General features: G+C 69.7%; 13 protein-coding genes. 5 read left to right on the top strand and 8 right to left on the bottom strand.

The genetic code is table 11. The annotated features are described in order from the left end of the window. Window positions 1-174: 174 nt before the first annotated feature. The 5 genes from A6P39_RS25635 to A6P39_RS25615 form a co-directional block, all read right to left on the bottom strand. Complete coding sequence (locus tag A6P39_RS25635; protein WP_067048132.1) at window positions 175-2,529, bottom strand: HelD family protein; 2,355 nt, start codon at window positions 2,527-2,529, stop codon at window positions 175-177. Window positions 2,530-2,589: 60 nt separating this feature from the next. Further along, window positions 2,590-3,360 carry an anti-sigma factor family protein gene (locus A6P39_RS25630; RefSeq protein WP_234378979.1) on the bottom strand — a complete coding sequence of 257 codons (771 nt, stop codon included), beginning with the start codon at window positions 3,358-3,360 and terminating at the stop codon, window positions 2,590-2,592. Between the two features lie 62 nt (window positions 3,361-3,422). Beyond that, window positions 3,423-4,007 carry a sigma-70 family RNA polymerase sigma factor gene (locus tag A6P39_RS25625; RefSeq protein ID WP_030167252.1) on the bottom strand — a complete coding sequence of 195 codons (585 nt, stop codon included), beginning with the start codon at window positions 4,005-4,007 and terminating at the stop codon, window positions 3,423-3,425. Window positions 4,008-4,275: 268 nt separating this feature from the next. Beyond that, window positions 4,276-4,839 (bottom strand): CGNR zinc finger domain-containing protein, encoded by a 564-nt coding sequence (locus tag A6P39_RS25620; protein WP_067048127.1) that lies wholly within the window; start codon window positions 4,837-4,839, stop codon window positions 4,276-4,278. 86 nt (window positions 4,840-4,925) lie between these two features. Continuing rightward, entirely contained in the window at window positions 4,926-5,669 is a 744-nt protein-coding gene (locus A6P39_RS25615; protein ID WP_067048125.1) for an SAM-dependent methyltransferase, read from the bottom strand. 91 nt (window positions 5,670-5,760) lie between these two features. On the opposite strand from A6P39_RS25615, the gene A6P39_RS25610 reads away from it, so the two are divergent. Both A6P39_RS25610 and A6P39_RS25605 read left to right on the top strand, forming a co-directional pair. Continuing rightward, complete coding sequence (locus A6P39_RS25610) at window positions 5,761-7,116, top strand: S1 family peptidase (RefSeq protein WP_067048122.1); 1,356 nt, start codon at window positions 5,761-5,763, stop codon at window positions 7,114-7,116. Between the two features lie 156 nt (window positions 7,117-7,272). Next, window positions 7,273-7,788 carry a hypothetical protein gene (locus tag A6P39_RS25605; protein WP_067048120.1) on the top strand — a complete coding sequence of 172 codons (516 nt, stop codon included), beginning with the start codon at window positions 7,273-7,275 and terminating at the stop codon, window positions 7,786-7,788. Window positions 7,789-7,797: 9 nt separating this feature from the next. On the opposite strand, the gene A6P39_RS25600 is transcribed toward A6P39_RS25605, so the two are convergent. The 3 genes from A6P39_RS25600 to A6P39_RS25590 form a co-directional block, all read right to left on the bottom strand. Next, window positions 7,798-8,097: a hypothetical protein gene (locus A6P39_RS25600; RefSeq protein WP_234378978.1), complete on the bottom strand. Its 300-nt coding sequence runs from the start codon at window positions 8,095-8,097 to the stop codon at window positions 7,798-7,800. 701 nt (window positions 8,098-8,798) lie between these two features. Further along, window positions 8,799-13,067 carry a DUF6531 domain-containing protein gene (locus A6P39_RS25595; RefSeq protein WP_267893335.1) on the bottom strand — a complete coding sequence of 1,423 codons (4,269 nt, stop codon included), beginning with the start codon at window positions 13,065-13,067 and terminating at the stop codon, window positions 8,799-8,801. Beyond that, the gene (locus A6P39_RS25590; RefSeq protein ID WP_067048119.1) at window positions 13,057-13,422 is read right to left on the bottom strand and encodes a hypothetical protein; all 366 of its coding nucleotides are present in this window, start codon (window positions 13,420-13,422) and stop codon (window positions 13,057-13,059) included. The genes A6P39_RS25595 and A6P39_RS25590 overlap by 11 nt, the downstream gene beginning before the upstream one ends. Before the next feature lie 201 nt (window positions 13,423-13,623). Here A6P39_RS25590 and A6P39_RS25585 point away from each other — a divergent pair, with 201 nt between their 5' ends. Genes A6P39_RS25585 through A6P39_RS25575 form a run of 3 tightly spaced genes read left to right on the top strand, consistent with a single transcriptional unit; the run spans window position 13,624 to window position 15,124 of the window. Continuing rightward, window positions 13,624-14,058: an SRPBCC domain-containing protein gene (locus A6P39_RS25585; protein WP_067048116.1), complete on the top strand. Its 435-nt coding sequence runs from the start codon at window positions 13,624-13,626 to the stop codon at window positions 14,056-14,058. Further along, window positions 14,045-14,395 carry an ArsR/SmtB family transcription factor gene (locus A6P39_RS25580; protein ID WP_067048114.1) on the top strand — a complete coding sequence of 117 codons (351 nt, stop codon included), beginning with the start codon at window positions 14,045-14,047 and terminating at the stop codon, window positions 14,393-14,395. The genes A6P39_RS25585 and A6P39_RS25580 overlap by 14 nt, the downstream gene beginning before the upstream one ends. A 45-nt stretch (window positions 14,396-14,440) precedes the next feature. Then, window positions 14,441-15,124, top strand: coding sequence for a DUF2182 domain-containing protein (locus A6P39_RS25575; protein WP_067048113.1), 684 nt, complete (start codon window positions 14,441-14,443; stop codon window positions 15,122-15,124). The last annotated feature ends 5 nt before the right edge of the window (window positions 15,125-15,129 follow it).

Genomic DNA, 15,129 nt, shown 5'->3' with positions numbered 1-15,129 from the left:
GTGACGTGGGCCTCCCACACGTTCATGACACCGACCCGCCATGCTCGCCTCGCGGCAAGTGGTCCCTCGCAGGGACAAAGGTTGGGCCCGGGGGCTTGGATCGAGCCGGTGCCGTACCCAGGCTAACAAACGGACGCCCGGGGCCATTCCCCCTGCGCGCAGTTCACAGGAAAGTCAGTCCCGCAGCAGGTCCGGGACGCCGGACGCGTCCGGCTCGTCGCGCTCCCCCGACACCACCGTCAGCTGCTGGGTGGCCCGGGTCAGCGCCACGTACAGCACGCGCAGCCCGGCCGGGGACTCGTCCGCGATCTCCGCCGGGGAGACCACCACCGTCGCGTCGTACTCCAGACCCTTGGCCTCCAGGCTGCCGAGCGCCACCACCCGGTCGCCGAGTCCGGCCAGCCAGCGCCGGGCCTCCTCGCGCCGGTGCATCGCGACGACCACACCGACCGTGCCGTCCACCAGGTCCAGCAGCCGCTCGGCCTCGGCCCGGACCGTGTCCGCGGGCGACTTCTCCACGATGGTGTAGCGCGGCGCGACCCCGGTGGACCGCACCGCGCTCGGCGCCTGGGAGCCGGGCATGGCGAGGGCGAGGACCTTGGCCGCCAGCTCGGCGATCTCGGCCGGGTTGCGGTAGTTCACGGTGAGCTGGAAGCGCCGCCGGGGCCGGGTGCCGAGGGCCTCGTCGCGGGCCTCGGCCGCCTCGTCCGGGTCGGACCAGGACGACTGGGCCGGGTCCCCCACGACCGTCCAGGTGGCGTGCCGGCCGCGACGGCCGACCATCCTCCACTGCATCGGCGTGAGGTCCTGTGCCTCGTCCACGATGACGTGCGCGTACTCGGTGCGTTCCTGCGCGAGCCGCTCGGCGCGCTCGCGCTGCGACTCCTCGCGCACCGGCATCAGCTCCTCCAGCCCGGTGAGCTGGTCCAGCGGGTCCAGCTCGCGCTTCTTGCGCGGCCGGGCCGGGACGCCGAGGATCGCCTGCAGTTCGTCCAGCATGGCGATGTCGTGCACGGAGTGGCCGTCCCGCTTGAGGGAGCGGGCCACCTTGCGGACCTCGCCGGGGTTGAGGATCCGTCGTGCCCACCGGCCGAGCCGCCGCTCGTCGGCCATGGCCGAAAGGACCTGCTTCGGGGTCAGCTCGGGCCACCAGGCGTCGAGGAACGCGACGAAGGCGTCCTCGCCGGTGACGTCCTCGTCGAAGGAGGAGCGCAGCTCGGCGGCCAGCTCCGGATCGGTGTGCCGGCCGGCCGCGCCGGACCGGTCCCACAGCGCGTCCAGCAGCAGCCTGCGGGCGCGCGGGCGGAGCAGGTTGACGGGCGCGGTGCCGCCGAGGGCGGTACGGCGGATACGTTCCAGCTCGGCCGCCTCCAGCTCGAGGCGGCGCCCGAAGGCGACGACACGCAGCCGGGCGGGCGGCCCCCCGAGGTCCTGCGGCCCGTCGTCCTCGCCGGGAGCCGTCCGGGCGGCGGGTCCCAGTTCCAGGGCGCCCCGGGCCGCCTTCCGCAGCACCTTCAGCATCCGGTACGAACCCTTGGCGCGGGCCACGGACGGGGAGTCGTAGAGCGTGGCCTCCGCACCGTCGACCAGCGAGCCGATCGCGCGGATGGCGACCTGGCCCTCCTCGCCGAGCGAGGGCAGCACGCCCTCGGTGTACGCCACGAGCAGCGGGGTCGGGGAGACGATCAGGATGCCGCCCGCGTACCGGCGTCTGTCCTGGTAGAGCAGGTAGGCGGCGCGGTGCAGGGCGACGGCGGTCTTGCCGGTGCCCGGGCCGCCCTCCACATAGGTGATCGAGGCGGCGGGGGCGCGGATGACGAGGTCCTGCTCGGCCTGGATGGAGGAGACGATGTCCCGCATGGTGTGGCTGCGGGCCTGGCCGAGGGCGGCCATGAGGGCGCCGTCGCCGATCACGGGCAGTTCGCGACCGTCGAGGCGGGCGGTCAGCTCGGGCCGCATCAGATCGTCCTCGACGCCGAGCACCCTGCGTCCCTTGGACCGGATGACCCGGCGCCGCACGACCCGCCCGGGGTCCACCGGGGTGGCCCGGTAGAAGGGGGCGGCGGCGGGCGCCCGCCAGTCGATGACCAGCGGCGCGTAGTCCTCGTCGAGGACGCCGATGCGGCCGATGTGCAGGGTCTCGGCGATGTCGGCGGTGTTGTCGTCCCGCACGGCGCCTTCGGCGGGCTCCACGGCGGTGTAGGCCCCGTCGGGACCCTTCTTGCCGTCCTTGCCCAGCAGCAGGTCGATCCGCCCGAAGAGGAAGTCCTCGAACTCGTTGTTGAGCCGGTTCAGGTGGACGCCGGCGCGGAAGACCTGTGCGTCGCGCTCGGCGAGCGCGCCCGGGGTGCCGACCTGGCCGCGCTTGGCCGCGTCGTTCATCAGGAACTCGGCCTCGTGGATCTTCTCCTCGAGCCGCCGGTACACCCGGTCCAGGTGTTCCTGTTCGACGCTGATCTCCCGGTCACGGACGGAATCCTGTGCGCCGTGTACCGAGCCGACCGCGGACTGCTGAACCTGAGCGGCCACCGGGCCCCCTTCTGACGTGCTGGGCAGCCGTCAACCGTACGCGAAGGGGGCCCGCCGAAGCTACGCGTTCACTTGCACCAGCTTCTTGCCGTCGAAGGTCACGACCTCGAAGTGGTCGATCTCGTTCGGCTTGAAGGCCGTGGCACCGCCGATGTAGAGCGGCTTCTTGGCGTCGTCCGTCTTCGCGTCCGGCAAGCCGTAGCCCCAGTTCGGCACGGACCACGACGACATGGTCACACGCTGCCCGTTCTTGGCGACGGCCACCAGGGAGCACTTCTGCGGGCCCTGGACGTTCTTCAGCTCCAGGACCGTCTGGGTGCCCCAGTCCTTCTGCTCCATGCCGACGGTGGCGCTGGCGTGGGACGACGGGTCGGTGGCCGACTTCTTCTCGGACATGGCGGAGAAGGTGGTCTGCGCGGAGGACGCGGTGACCTGACCGCCACCGCCCGACGAGCCGCCGTTCACGGCGACGGCGGCCAGCGGTCCGGCGATGATCAGCGCGGCCGCCGCGGCGATCATGTAGAAGGAGCGCCGCCGCTTCTGGGCGCGCTTCTCCGCGACCTCGTCGACCAGCCTCTCCACCAGCCGCGGAGTGGGCTTGGCGGACAGCGAGTCCCCGATCGCCGGGGTGCTTCCGGAGCCCGGCAGGTCCGCGAGCGCGGCCAGCATCGGCTCCATCCCGGCCAGCTCGTCCAGCTGCTGGGCGCACCACTCGCAGCCGGCGAGATGCGCCTCGAAAGCGGTTGCCTCGGCGTCGTCGAGGATCCCGAGGGCGTAGGCGCCGACGGTCTCGTGCTCGCTGGGCACCGCGGATCCCGGACTGGGGTTCATGGGGCCAGACATACCCGGACCACCCATGCCGAATCCCGGCATCCCCCCGTATCCATTGCTCATCACGCCGTCACCCCCCGCTCCTCCAGTGCCAGCTTCATCGATCGCAGGGCGTAGAACACCCGAGACCGCACCGTGCCACTGGGTATGCCCAGCGTCTCGGCCGCCTCATTGACCGTACGCCCCTTGAAGTACGTCTCGACGAGTACCTCCCGGTGGGCCGGGGTCAGGTCGTCGAGCGCGTCCGACAGCGTCATCAGCCACAGCGCCTTGTCGATCTCGTCCTCCGCGGGGATGACCTCCAGCGGCGACGGATCGACCTCCTGCGGCCGGGCCTGCCGGCTGCGGTGGCCGTCGATGACGATGCGGCGTGCAACCGTCACCAGCCAGGGGCGTACCGATCCGGTCGCCCGATTGAGCTGACCGGCGTTCTTCCAGGCACGGATGAGCGTTTCCTGTACGACGTCCTCGGCGCGCTGCCGGTCACCGGCGACCAGCCGCAGGACATACGCGAGCAGAGGTCCGGCGTGCTCTCGATACAGCGCACGCATCAACTCCTCATCGGGCTCCGAGGGCTGTGAGGACATGCGATGTCGGGCCCTCGATCCACGTTCATTGGCCACGGCCGCATCCTTGCGCACGCCCACCTCCGGTGTCCGGGGGTTCCCCCAGTCGGTCGCTCGCCCACCCGTACGGAAACGAGTGCTGAGGTGTTCAAACGGAAGTGGCAGTTTTCTTGGGAGTGGCGTGACGAGCGGGACATGCGAGCACATTCCCACCGCATGATCTTTACATTTCCGACACATCGCCGGGGGTGGATCCTGAGCGGCAGAGCTGCCCGGCCGGCCGGCCCGGGAAACCGGCTGTTACGCAAATCACTTGGCGGAGAGGGCAGGAGAGGGGGCGTCACCTCGCTCAGGCACGTGCGAGGGCGGCCCGCCGCCGGTGCCGGGCCACGCGTTCCCGGTTCCCGCAGACCTCACTGGAACACCATCGCCGGCGCCGCCCCCGGGAGGTGTCCAGGTACACCAGCGGGCAGTTGTCTCCTTCGCACTCCCGTACGGCCGCCCGCGCGACGGGGTCGGTGAGCAGCTCCACGGCGTCCCGGGCGACGAGGGCGAGCAGCGCGGAGCAGGAGGGAGGTTCGGCCAGCGCCCTGGCGAGCCGGCCGTCCTCCCGGCGTACGGCGCAGGGGACGGGGGGCGCGGGCCGGGCGAGGTCGTTGAGACGGGCGAGGGCGCGGCCGTACGAGCCGGTGTCCGGGGTTGTGCCGCCGGGTAGCACCAACTGCCGGACGAGCCACCGCAGTTCCTGGAACCGGACCACCCAATGCCCCTCGGCGTGGGCGAGCGACGTACCGCTCGGCACCAGGCCCGCGCCCCCGATCCACACACCCAACGCCCCGGCGCTGTCCAGCCGTTCGTCCGGATGCGAGGTGGCGAGAAGATCGAGACAGATCCGTCCGGCGTCGAATGCCATGTGCCTGTCACCGCCTAGGCAGGAACCGTTGGGCTCTCCCTCACAGTGCCCGCCCGGACGCCGCGCCGGAACCCCCCGTACCGGGGTCAGACGGAGTCGCCCGCCCGGCGCAGGACCAGCGAGACGAAGCCCCAGGTGTCCCGGTAGACGCGCAGCCATTCGGTACGGCGGGTGTGGGCCGTCTCCAGCACCTGCGCACTGTCCGGATCGTCGGGATGGTCCAGGGCCCACGCGGCCAGCGACCCCCAGCAGGCCCACTCGTAGTCGTCCAGCTCCCGGCGCGTGCTGACGTGCCCGTCGACCGGGATCCAGCCGTCGGCGACGACCCGGTCCACGGTGTCCGCCAGATCGGTGAAGTCCCCGAGCATCTCGACGGCCTCCGGCGACGGCGGACGCTCCCAGAACCCGTCCCCGACGAGGACCCGGCCACCGGGAGCGAGGTGTTCGCGGGCCGCGGCGAGGGTGGGCAGCAGTCCGCCGAAGGCGTGCGCGGCCCCGAAGCTGAGGACGACGTCGAAGGGCTCCGCGGACGCGAACTCCTCGGCCTTGCGGTGATGCAGGACGAGACGGTCCTGGACACCGAGGTCGCGTGCCGCGGCGGCCGCCTGGTCCAGGGCGTCCGCGGAGAGGTCCACGCCCTCGGCACGCACCCGCGGGTGTGCGGCCAGGGCACGCAGGAGCCATTCCCCTTGCCCGCAGCCGAGGTCGAGCACCCGCTCGTCGCCCCTCGGCAGGCCGCGGTCCAGCAGCCGGCGCACCGAGTCGTCGTCGAGCGGGGACTTGATGGGGTGTTCGGCATGAGCGATGCGGGAGATCTCTTCACGATTCACCGGGGCAGCGTGCCAACGACTGTGCCCCCGCGCACGTCATTTACGACGAACCCCCACTCCCCGGGGGAGACAACTGACGAAATGAGGCTCTGTGAAGAGATCCGGCAGAGGCCGCGGACGGGCGGCCATAGCCCTCCCCGTCGCGGCGCTGGCCCTGTCCCTCCCCTTCATCGCGTCCCCTTCCGCAAGCGCGTCGACGCATCCGCACCCAGTCTCGATCGAGAAGAAGCAGGAAACTCTCGACAAGATCGCCGGCCGGATCACCGAGGGACTCTCCGAATCGGACCGCGCCAGGATTCCCGGCTTCACCGACATCGAAGTCGACCCGCTCCACAACAGCCTGCGTCTGCACTGGAAGGGCGACCCGCCGCAGCGGGTACGGCGCATCCTCGCCCACCTGCCCAAGGGCGTGCGCGCCTCGGTGCTTCCGGCCCGCTACTCCAAGGCCGATCTGCACGCGGCCCGGGCCAGGCTTCTTCGCGGCGGGAGACCCGCGGATCTGCACATCGCCGGCACATCGGTCCCCCTCCGCATCACCAGCATCGGCCCCGCGGTCGACGGCAGCGGGCTGCGGATCGGCTACGACGAAGACCGGGGCGCGGGCAGGAGCGACCGGATGGACCCGCTGACGTCAGCCGCCCGCCAGGACAGGTCGAGTGCGGTCAAGGCGGCCACGGACCGCCTGACCGGGGTCCGCACCACCGTGGCCTACCAGCCGCTGAGCGTGGACCTCTCCTCCCGGCAGGAGGACGACACCCCGTGGCACGGCGGGGCGGCGCTGCGCAACCCCGGCGGGGGTGTCTGTTCCAGTGCGTTCAGCGTCAAGACCTCCGACGGGCGGTACGAACTCAGCGCGGCCTACCACTGCGACGGTCGCGGTGGTGTGTGGCATACGTACTGGGGCGGGAGGCTCATCGGCACCACCGACAGCGCCCAGCGGCTCGCGTCGGACGACGCCCTGGGCATCAGCCTGCCGTCCGGGCAGTCCGCCGGGCGTCTGTACGACGGTCCGGCGAACGAGACCGACGGGTACTCCAAGCCCGTCACCGGCTGGGGCCACAACAACGTGGGCGACTACGTCTGCACCGACGGCGCCAACTCCGGTGTGCACTGCGGCGTGCAGATCTCCGCGACGGACATCGGGGTCACAGGAGCGAACGGCGTCTACCGGCCGGACACCGACCTCGCCTATGCCACGTCAAGCACCAAGGACCACATCGCGGCGGCGAACGGCGACAGCGGGGGACCGGTCTTCGCCGGCGTGAACAACTACACCTCCGACGAGGCCCGCGGCATGATCACGGCCCTGGACCGCACGGTCACCTGCCCGTCGTCGGAGTACGTCCTCGACAGCGGCGTGCGCACGCCTTGGTGCGTGCAGGGCGTGTACTTCGTACCGATCTTCCAGACTCTGCAGGACATGCACTGGACCCTGGTCACCCAGTGACCGCGGGCTGAGCGGCAGGTGGGCCGCGGGGCTGGACCCAGCGGCCCACCACACGGGTTGATCATCACAAATTCATCACCTCTCCTACGCATTACTCACAGATCTGGGCGCTTCGGGGCTACCGTCGTCGCTCCTGAGACTTCCCAGGGGGGACGAGTGACCAGCCCATACATGCCGCCGCCACCCACCCCGCCGGTGCGCCCGGCTCCGAAGTGGGCCCGGAAGCGCTACGTACTGCCCGCGATCGGCTTCGCCTTCTTCCTGGGGATCGGCGCGGGCGGTGGCGGCCAGCACGGCGACGGCAACAGCGTGAAGACGGCGGCCAGTCAACCCCGGCCGACCGCGACCGTCACCGCCACCGCCACCGCCACGGCGACAGCCACCGCGAAGCCCGCACCTGGACCGACCGTGACGAAGACGGTCAAGGCGACGGTGACGGTCACCGCCCAGGCGTCGGCCGACAACAGCTCCGGTTCCGGTGACGCCGGCTCAGGCGGCACCGGCAGCCAGAGCGCAGCGGGCACCTGCTCCATCGTCTCCAACGCGGGGAACTGCTACTCCGCCGGCGAGTTCTGCCGCAACAGCGACCACGGAGCGACGACGACGGACGCCTCCGGCACGAGCATCACGTGCGCCCCCAGCGGGAGCAGATGGCGCTGGACCTACTCCTGACCGGTGGGGTCAGCCCAGGTGCCACAGCGCATACACCGCGACGAGCAGGAGAAGTCCGGCACCTGCCATGACAGCGCCCAGGAACCGCAGATACCCGGCAGACGCGAAAAGGTTCGGAGACCCGCCGAGACGGCCCATCGCCCACGTCTCCTGGTTCCTACGGTGAATCCGTTCGGCTCTGCGCGTGGCGATCCCCCGCACATCGAACGCCCAACTCAGTCCGCACCACAGGAAAACCATGCCTCCTATGGCGAAGACGATGTCGATCACCGGGGAGGGTCCGTGCGCCCCGGCGGCGAGGTGCTGCATTCTCTCGGCGTTCCTTTCGTCGTTCCGCGCCTCGGTCGGTCCAGGGTTCGTCGGGAGGCCAAACCGGCCCCGAGTGGCGAAAAGCTCGGGGTTGGCCTGCCGTACCGACCGTTCCTCTCGCTATTACCTGCGCCCGAGGGCAGGTTCGGAGCTGGCGGGAATTCTGTATCCGGCGGCCTCATTCTCATCAAAAATAACGACCAATGAGTCCGGCATGTAGGTGAATCCGAGGCCAGCGGACTCTCCCAGGGCGACTGTCACAGGAGGGGTAGCAGAGAAATCAAGCCGGACAGCCCAGGGCATTGCCGGGCATCCTTCATTCGGTACGTGTGTCACAGGCGTGATGCCGGTGAGGGTTGTCCCGAGGAACTCGGACCACTCGGATCGTCCGGACACGTCGACCGCTGTTCCAGGGAGGTCTGATACCTCACCCGGTTCCGTCATTTGAAGGGCCAAGCCTTCGTTGAGGCCATCCATGGCCCAGGACGCGGCCAGAATCCACCCGTTGCCCAGGGTGAGGGCAACCGCCATGTCAACTTCGTGCGCGCCACGGTCTGCGCGATGGCCTTCGGGCCACGTTCCACCCGACGGGGCTACATAGCGCACCGCTGTAAGAGGTGCGTCTGCGAGGTCTGACAGGAGAGTCGCCAACCGTTCCCGGTAGAGCGGCTCCTCGAGCCAGGGGAGAAGAGTGGTCATGGCTAGTACCGTCCGAAATACTGAAAATCGCCATTGGCGTCGAATGTAGCCCCGAATCCGCGGCCGCCGCCCGGATCCGGCATGACGTAGCGGGTTCCTCCCGCGAAGTTTCCCGAAGTCACGGGAACCTGTGTCGTGTTCGGGTTGGTCAGAATATCATCGAGCAGGTTCTGCCCGGACGAATCCAATTGCTTGCCGGGCACGACAACAAGGTCTCCCCGGTTCATGTGCTTCTGGTATTCGCGTCCGGCACGGGTGAGCTTCCCCTTGTCCGGTCGCTCGCCGCTCTTCGACAGGTCGTCGAGGCACTTGGCGAGCCCGTGTGGGTCGCTGGCAGCCCAAGGATTCTCCACATAGCCGTAATCGTGGGGCGCCGGCTTCAGGCCGAGCGGGTCGGGAGCCGTGTACCGGGCGGTGTCGGGGTCGTAGTAACGGAAGCGGTTGTAATTCAGACCCGTCTCTGCGTCGCTGTACTGGCCGGGAAACCGAAGCGGGCAGTCCAGGCTGGAGTCATCGGCTGCAGAGCCAGGCATGCGGGTGCCCCACAGTGAGGTCCGCCATTGCCAGGCGACGTCCCCGGACGCCGACACAAGCTCCATGGGAGTGCCGACGGGGTCAGTGATCACCGCGTGGAAGCGTGTAGCGGTCTCCGGATCCGTCTCTTGAGCCAGCTTCGCGAGGAAGGAAGTGCCGGAGCTGCGATCGACTCGGCTGTGGTCGGTCTGTGCGACCGGACGGTGCGTGTCTGGCTCGTAGTCCCACGTCGTGACTCTGCCGTCGGTACGAACCTGCTCCATGAGGCGGGTGTCGTCCCAGGAGAATTCGACACGATCTGCTGGCGATCCGTCCTCGGCGATACGATGTTTGGAGATACGCCGACCGAATGGATCGTAGACATACCGCCATCGGTCACCGTTCGGTGTGACCGCCTCGGTCAAGCGGTCCTCGGCGCTCCAACAGTACGTCCAGGTCCGTGTCTGCCCGTTGAGCAACCTGCGCGTCTTACGGATCAGCCTTCCCTGCGCGTCGTGTTCGTAGGAGGTACGGCCCGCACGGCGGATGATCGTGCCGTCGAACTCGCGCTCACCGGGAGAGCTGTGTCCGGGTGCCGTCGCCTGCACAAGGTTCCCCACCGAGTCGTAGGCGTACGTCTCAGTCCAGCCCTGAGCGTGCACAGTCGTGACACGGCCTGCGCCGTCCAGGTCGAACTGGCGGGTGCCAGACGTCAGCTCGCGGATCTCGGTGATGTAGCCGTCAGCTCGGTACGCGTAACTGCGATGCTGGAGAAGTCGATCGGCCTCGCTCGATGTCGCCGTCGCTGTCACCGACTGCGTGGTCAGTCGGCCCGTAGCACTCCAGCGCTGGGCCAGGCTCACGCTCTCACCCACCGTGCGCTCGGTCTCACGGCCCAGCGCGTCGTGTGTGAAGGCCAGCCAGCCGGCGTCCGAGTGCAGTGCCGCCGGGCGTCCCGCCTCGTCATATGTCCAGGTCGACACCAGTCCGGAGGGTGTGACCCGACGGGTGCAACGCCCGAGCATGTTGTACTCGTACGTCGTAGTACCGCCGTTCACGGCTTCGGACAGCACGCGTCCCAACGCGTCCCGCTCCAGCACTATCTCGGCGTCCGCGTTGTGAGCCCGTGACAACCTGCCGTCGCCACCGTACTCATATCTCGTGATGTCGCCCGCGTCATCATGTTGTTCGATGACTCGGCCACGCGCGTCCCGTGTGAAGTACAAGACCTCGCCCGCGCCGTTGGTCCGGGCGGTCAGGTTACCCGCCGTGTCATGGGCGTACGTCAGGGTGCGCCCGTTGAAGTCCGTCTCGGCGACCAGTCGGCCGGCCTCGTCGTAAATGTAGGACCAGGTGCGCCCCTGGGCGTTGCGGACAGCGGTGAGGCGCAGCTCGGTGTCATAGGTGAAGTCGTAACTGGCACCGTCCGGATCTGTCCGGGCAGCTGGCAGGTCGAAGTGTGTCGCAGTGAGCTGGGTCGTCATGCCTGCCGGGTCCGTGTGGGCGAGCAGGTTGCCTTCCGCGTCCCAGGTCCACATCTCCCGTGCAGTGTCGGGCTGTTCCCGCCAGGACGGTTTGCCCTCGGTGGTCCAACCCATGCGGATGGTGTGGCCCAGCGGATCCGTCACCTTGACGATGCGGCCGAAGGAGTCCCGGCAGAGCGAAGTCGTGAGGCCGAACTCGTCCGTCAGGGCGACGGCTAGCCCCGCCCTGTCGTAAGCCACGGTGCGGGTGTGGCCGAGCGCGTTCGTTATCGCCGTCGGACGGCCCGCATCGTCGTACGCGTACCGGGTCTCGGCGCCGGTCGGGTCCACCGTCGTCAGCAGGTTGCCCCGCTCGTCGTAGGTGTGGTGCCAGGTCGCGCCGCCGGGCTCGATGACCTGCGTCGGCAGGCTCAGCGCGCTGTACGTCGCGCGGGCCACCGAGCCGTCGGGCAGGGTCAGTTCGGTGAGGTTGCCGACGTCGTCATAGGTGTACCGGGTCGTGTGTCCCAGCGGGTCGGTCACCGCGAGTGGTCGGGTTCCGTGCTCATCCCACTCGGTGAGAGTCACGTGGCCAAGCGGGTCGGTCACCGCCACGACCTGGCCCGCGGCGTTGTACTGGTGGACGGAGACACGGCCTTGGGAGTCTGTGTACCTGGTTGTGCGGTTCGCGTCGTCGTAGTCCAAGGAGCCGGACAGGATGCCGTCGACACCCTCGGTGCGGACGACCCGACCGCGCTCGTCATAGACGTAACCGAACCAGGTGCCGTTGCGGTCGGTCCAGCGGGTGACGCGGCCCTCGCTGTCGTAGGTGAAGCGCAGTGGCTCGCCGCTGGAGTTGATGACCTCGGTGAGGTTGCCGGAGGCGTCGTAGCCGTAGCGCATGACGACCGTGCCCTCGTCGGTCGCGGTGCCCCGGCGGTAGCGGGAGGGCGGCTCGTCCAGCAGGCGCAGGGCGGTGATGCGGGGGCCTTGGGTGTCGACGGCGACGTAGTAGCCGCCTGAGTGGCGGATGCCGAAGGGGATGCCTTCGTCGTCGCGTTCGACGTCGATGCGGTTGCCGTTGCGGTCGCTCCACGAGTCCAGGGCCAGGTGGAACACACCGAAGGAGGGGGAGGGTACGGGGGCGGCGAAGGTGCGGGTCACGCCCGTCGACGGGTCGGTGACCGTCATCGCGCCGTCCGGCTTGCCGTCCCACTCCAGGGGCCAGCGGGCACCCTTCACCGGCATGGTCGGCACGCCGGGTTCGGGGACCGGGTACACCAGGCGCATGCCGTCCGCGGCGGCGAAGACGACGCCCTCGCCGTCGATCTGGAGGCACTCGTCCAGGGTGGAGATCCAGGTCGGGCCGAAGCGGACGCCGCCCCGGTACGAGGACAGGTGGGCGCGGGTGAACTCCAGCGGCAGGCTCCCCGGCAGGGTGAGGTCCGTCTGGGTCATCAGCATGGCGCCGGTTGCCACGTCGATGGGTTCGCCCACGCAGGGGGTGTCGTCGGCGTTGCGGGCCGCCGTGCCCAGATCGACCAGGTCGGGGCGCAGGGAGGGCGGGCGCAGCGGGAGTGGGGTGGTGTCGGCGAGGCCGCCTTCCATGCTCGCCTTCAGCAGGCCGCCGCCTGCTCCCAGGGCGCCGCCGAAGATCATGCCGTCCTTGGCGGCCTGGTTGACCTCGTCCAGGCTGAAGCCGTGCTGCAGTCCGGCCGCCATCTGCAGCGGCTGGGCCACGGCGGCGTCGATGGTGACCGACTCGACCCCGCCGAACCCGATACCGACGAAGGCACCTGCGATGATGTCGGCCACCGCGCCGGTGACCCCGACGCCGATCGTGGCGCCGAACTCGATGACCGCGTCCGCCGCCGCTGCCGCCGCACCCGAGGCGATGCCCGCGGTGAGCACGGCCAGCGTGACTCCGCCCGCGATCACGACCGCGTCGATGGCGATCCGCGCCCAGAGCTTGTTGATCGCGTCGTCGATGATGTGGGCGAACTTGTCGAGCATGGCGGCCATGTCCCGCGAGGACTTCGCGAGGTCGCTCAGCCAGCCGCCGTCCTTGCCCTTGGCGTAGCGGTCCCAGAACTTGTGGAACGCCTCGATCGACTCACCCGTGTTGTTGTGGATGATCGAGGACGCGCTGCGGTGCACAGGGGCCCGGACGTCGTCCACGGAGTCGGCGAACGCACGCCACGCCTTCGCAGCGTCCCGCAGCTTGTCGGGGTCGGCCTCCGGCCACCACAGGCCCAGGTCGAGAAGGATGTGGCGGGCTTTGGACTCAACGCTCACCGGCACCGTCACTCTGCTTGGGGGTCTTCACTTCCGTGAACATTCCGGCGACGAGCTTGTCGTTGTCCACATGCCCGTCCGACATGTCCACCATGGCCTCGTGAATGCTCGTCAGACCGAGGACCAGGATGCCCGCCGCGCTCTCGATCGACTTCTGGTGCGGCTTGTAGGCGCCGCCGAACTGATTGCCCTGGTCGTCATGTCCCCAGGGTTCGCCGAGGCCGTCCAGTGTCTTGATCAAAGTGGTCAGGGCCGTACTCAGGTCGACGGCGCCCTTCTGGAAGGCCGGTGCCGCCGCCTTGATGTCGGCGGTCTTGATGTCCAGCACCTTGCCGGGGACCTTGCCGTCACCCATCGCCGTCGTCTCCCCCCGGTTCGCAACTGCGGCTTCCGACCCTAGGGGAGGCGGACAAAGGGAAGGTCATGGCAAACATATGCGCAGGCAATCGCCGGTGGGATTACGCACCGACAGGCGGCGGAACCGACGATTTGACGCAACCGTCCGGTTGCCATACTGTCGCAATCAGATGGTTGCTATAAACCTGTGGAGGCAGTCATGGCATTCCCTGATCGCATCGAGCGGACCGTCGAGATCGCGCACCCCCCTGCCGCGGTGTGGGCGGCGCTCACCACGGCTGAGGGACTGAGCGCCTGGTTCGGCCAGCAGGCCGAGATCGATCTGCGCCCGGGCGGTTCGGCCTGGATGAAGTGGGACGGCGGGCACTTCGCCGACATGCGGGTGGAGCGGGTGGAGGAGCCGACGGTGTTCGGCTACACGTGGCGCGTGCCCGGACTGCCCGAGGACGACCCGCGCCGCACCTACGTGGAGTTCACCCTCGAACCGGTCGCCTCCGGCACCCGGCTGACGGTGGTCGAGACCGGCTTCGCCCAGCTGCCGGACGAGACCCGCCGCAGCGAGTACGACGACCACGCCGAGGGCTGGGCGCGCGAGCTGGGCGAGCTGGTCGACCACCTCGATGTCGCAGCCTGACATCGAGGCGATCGCCGAGCAGGTCTTCGCCGCCCTGGCCGACCCGAGCCGGCGCGCCATCCTGGCCGCGCTCGCTTCGGGGGGCCCGGCCACGGCCACGGACCTGGCCGGCCGGCTGCCGATCACGCGGCAGGCGATCGCCAAACACCTGGCCCTGCTGGCCGAGGCCGGTCTGGTGACGGCCGAACCGGGTGAACGACGCCGGGTGCGGTACCGGCTGAGGTCCGCGCCGATGCGAATAGCCCAGCAGTTCCTGGCCGCGCTGGCACGCGACTGGGACAGCCCGCTCGACGCGCTGAAAGACCACCTTGACGGGCAGGCACGCGGCTCCACGTGACGGGGTCCGGGCGCGCCCGCGCCCACCACGGAGGGAGAACCGACCGTGAACGCGAACGCGGACTTCCGCCGGCCGGCCGCGTCGGCGATCGCACTGGGGGTGACGCTCGGGCTCGCCGCGGCATGCTGGGCAGCCGCGGCCGGGCTGATGCACGGCATGGACATGGGGACGGCGACCAGCCCCGGTCCGCCGGGGTTCTTCGCCCTGACGTGGACGACGATGATGGCGGCGATGATGCTGCCGGGCGCGGCTCCGGCCGTCGCCCGGCACGTCCGCAAGACCGGCGGACCGCGCGCCGCGCTGCCCTTCGCCGGAGGCTACCTGGCCGTCTGGGCGCTCGCGGGTGTCGTGCCGTACGCAGTGGACCGGCCGCACGGATCGGCGGTCGCCGGCGTCGTGGTGATCGCGGCGGGAGTGTACGAACTCACACCGGTCAAACGGCACTTCCGCGCGCGCTGCCGCGACGATTCCAGCCCTGGGTCCGGGTCCGGGCTGAGGTTCGGGCTGTACTGCGCCGGCTCGACCGTCGGGCTGATGGCGATGCTGGTGGCGCTGGGCGTGATGAGCCTGCTGTGGATGTCGGTGGTCGCCGTCCTCGCCTCCGCCCAGAAGCTGCTGCCCGCGAGGAGCGTGGTCGACGTTCCGCTGGCGCTGGCGATCGTCGGGCTCGGACTCGTGATCGTCGTCGAGCCCGCGCTGGTTCCGGGGCTCATGCCGCCAGGGATGTAACGACA

It is taken from the genome of Streptomyces sp. FXJ1.172, assembly GCF_001636945.3.
Taxonomy (GTDB): Bacteria; Actinomycetota; Actinomycetes; order Streptomycetales; family Streptomycetaceae; genus Streptomyces.
The sequence above is the reverse complement of the archived record's forward strand: the minus strand, read 5'-3'. Positions and strand labels throughout refer to the sequence as shown.

What these genes read in the sequence shown, in the direction of transcription:
- A6P39_RS25630 (WP_234378979.1), bottom strand. Translation starts at nt 3,360, where the DNA reads ATGAACCCCAGTCCGGGATCCGCGGTGCCCAGCGAGCACGAGACCGTC.
- A6P39_RS25620 (WP_067048127.1), bottom strand. Translation starts at nt 4,839, where the DNA reads ATGGCATTCGACGCCGGACGGATCTGTCTCGATCTTCTCGCCACCTCG.
- A6P39_RS25600 (WP_234378978.1), bottom strand. Translation starts at nt 8,097, where the DNA reads ATGCAGCACCTCGCCGCCGGGGCGCACGGACCCTCCCCGGTGATCGAC.
- A6P39_RS25590 (WP_067048119.1), bottom strand. Translation starts at nt 13,422, where the DNA reads ATGGGTGACGGCAAGGTCCCCGGCAAGGTGCTGGACATCAAGACCGCC.
- A6P39_RS25585 (WP_067048116.1), top strand. Translation starts at nt 13,624, where the DNA reads ATGGCATTCCCTGATCGCATCGAGCGGACCGTCGAGATCGCGCACCCC.
- A6P39_RS25580 (WP_067048114.1), top strand. Translation starts at nt 14,045, where the DNA reads ATGTCGCAGCCTGACATCGAGGCGATCGCCGAGCAGGTCTTCGCCGCC.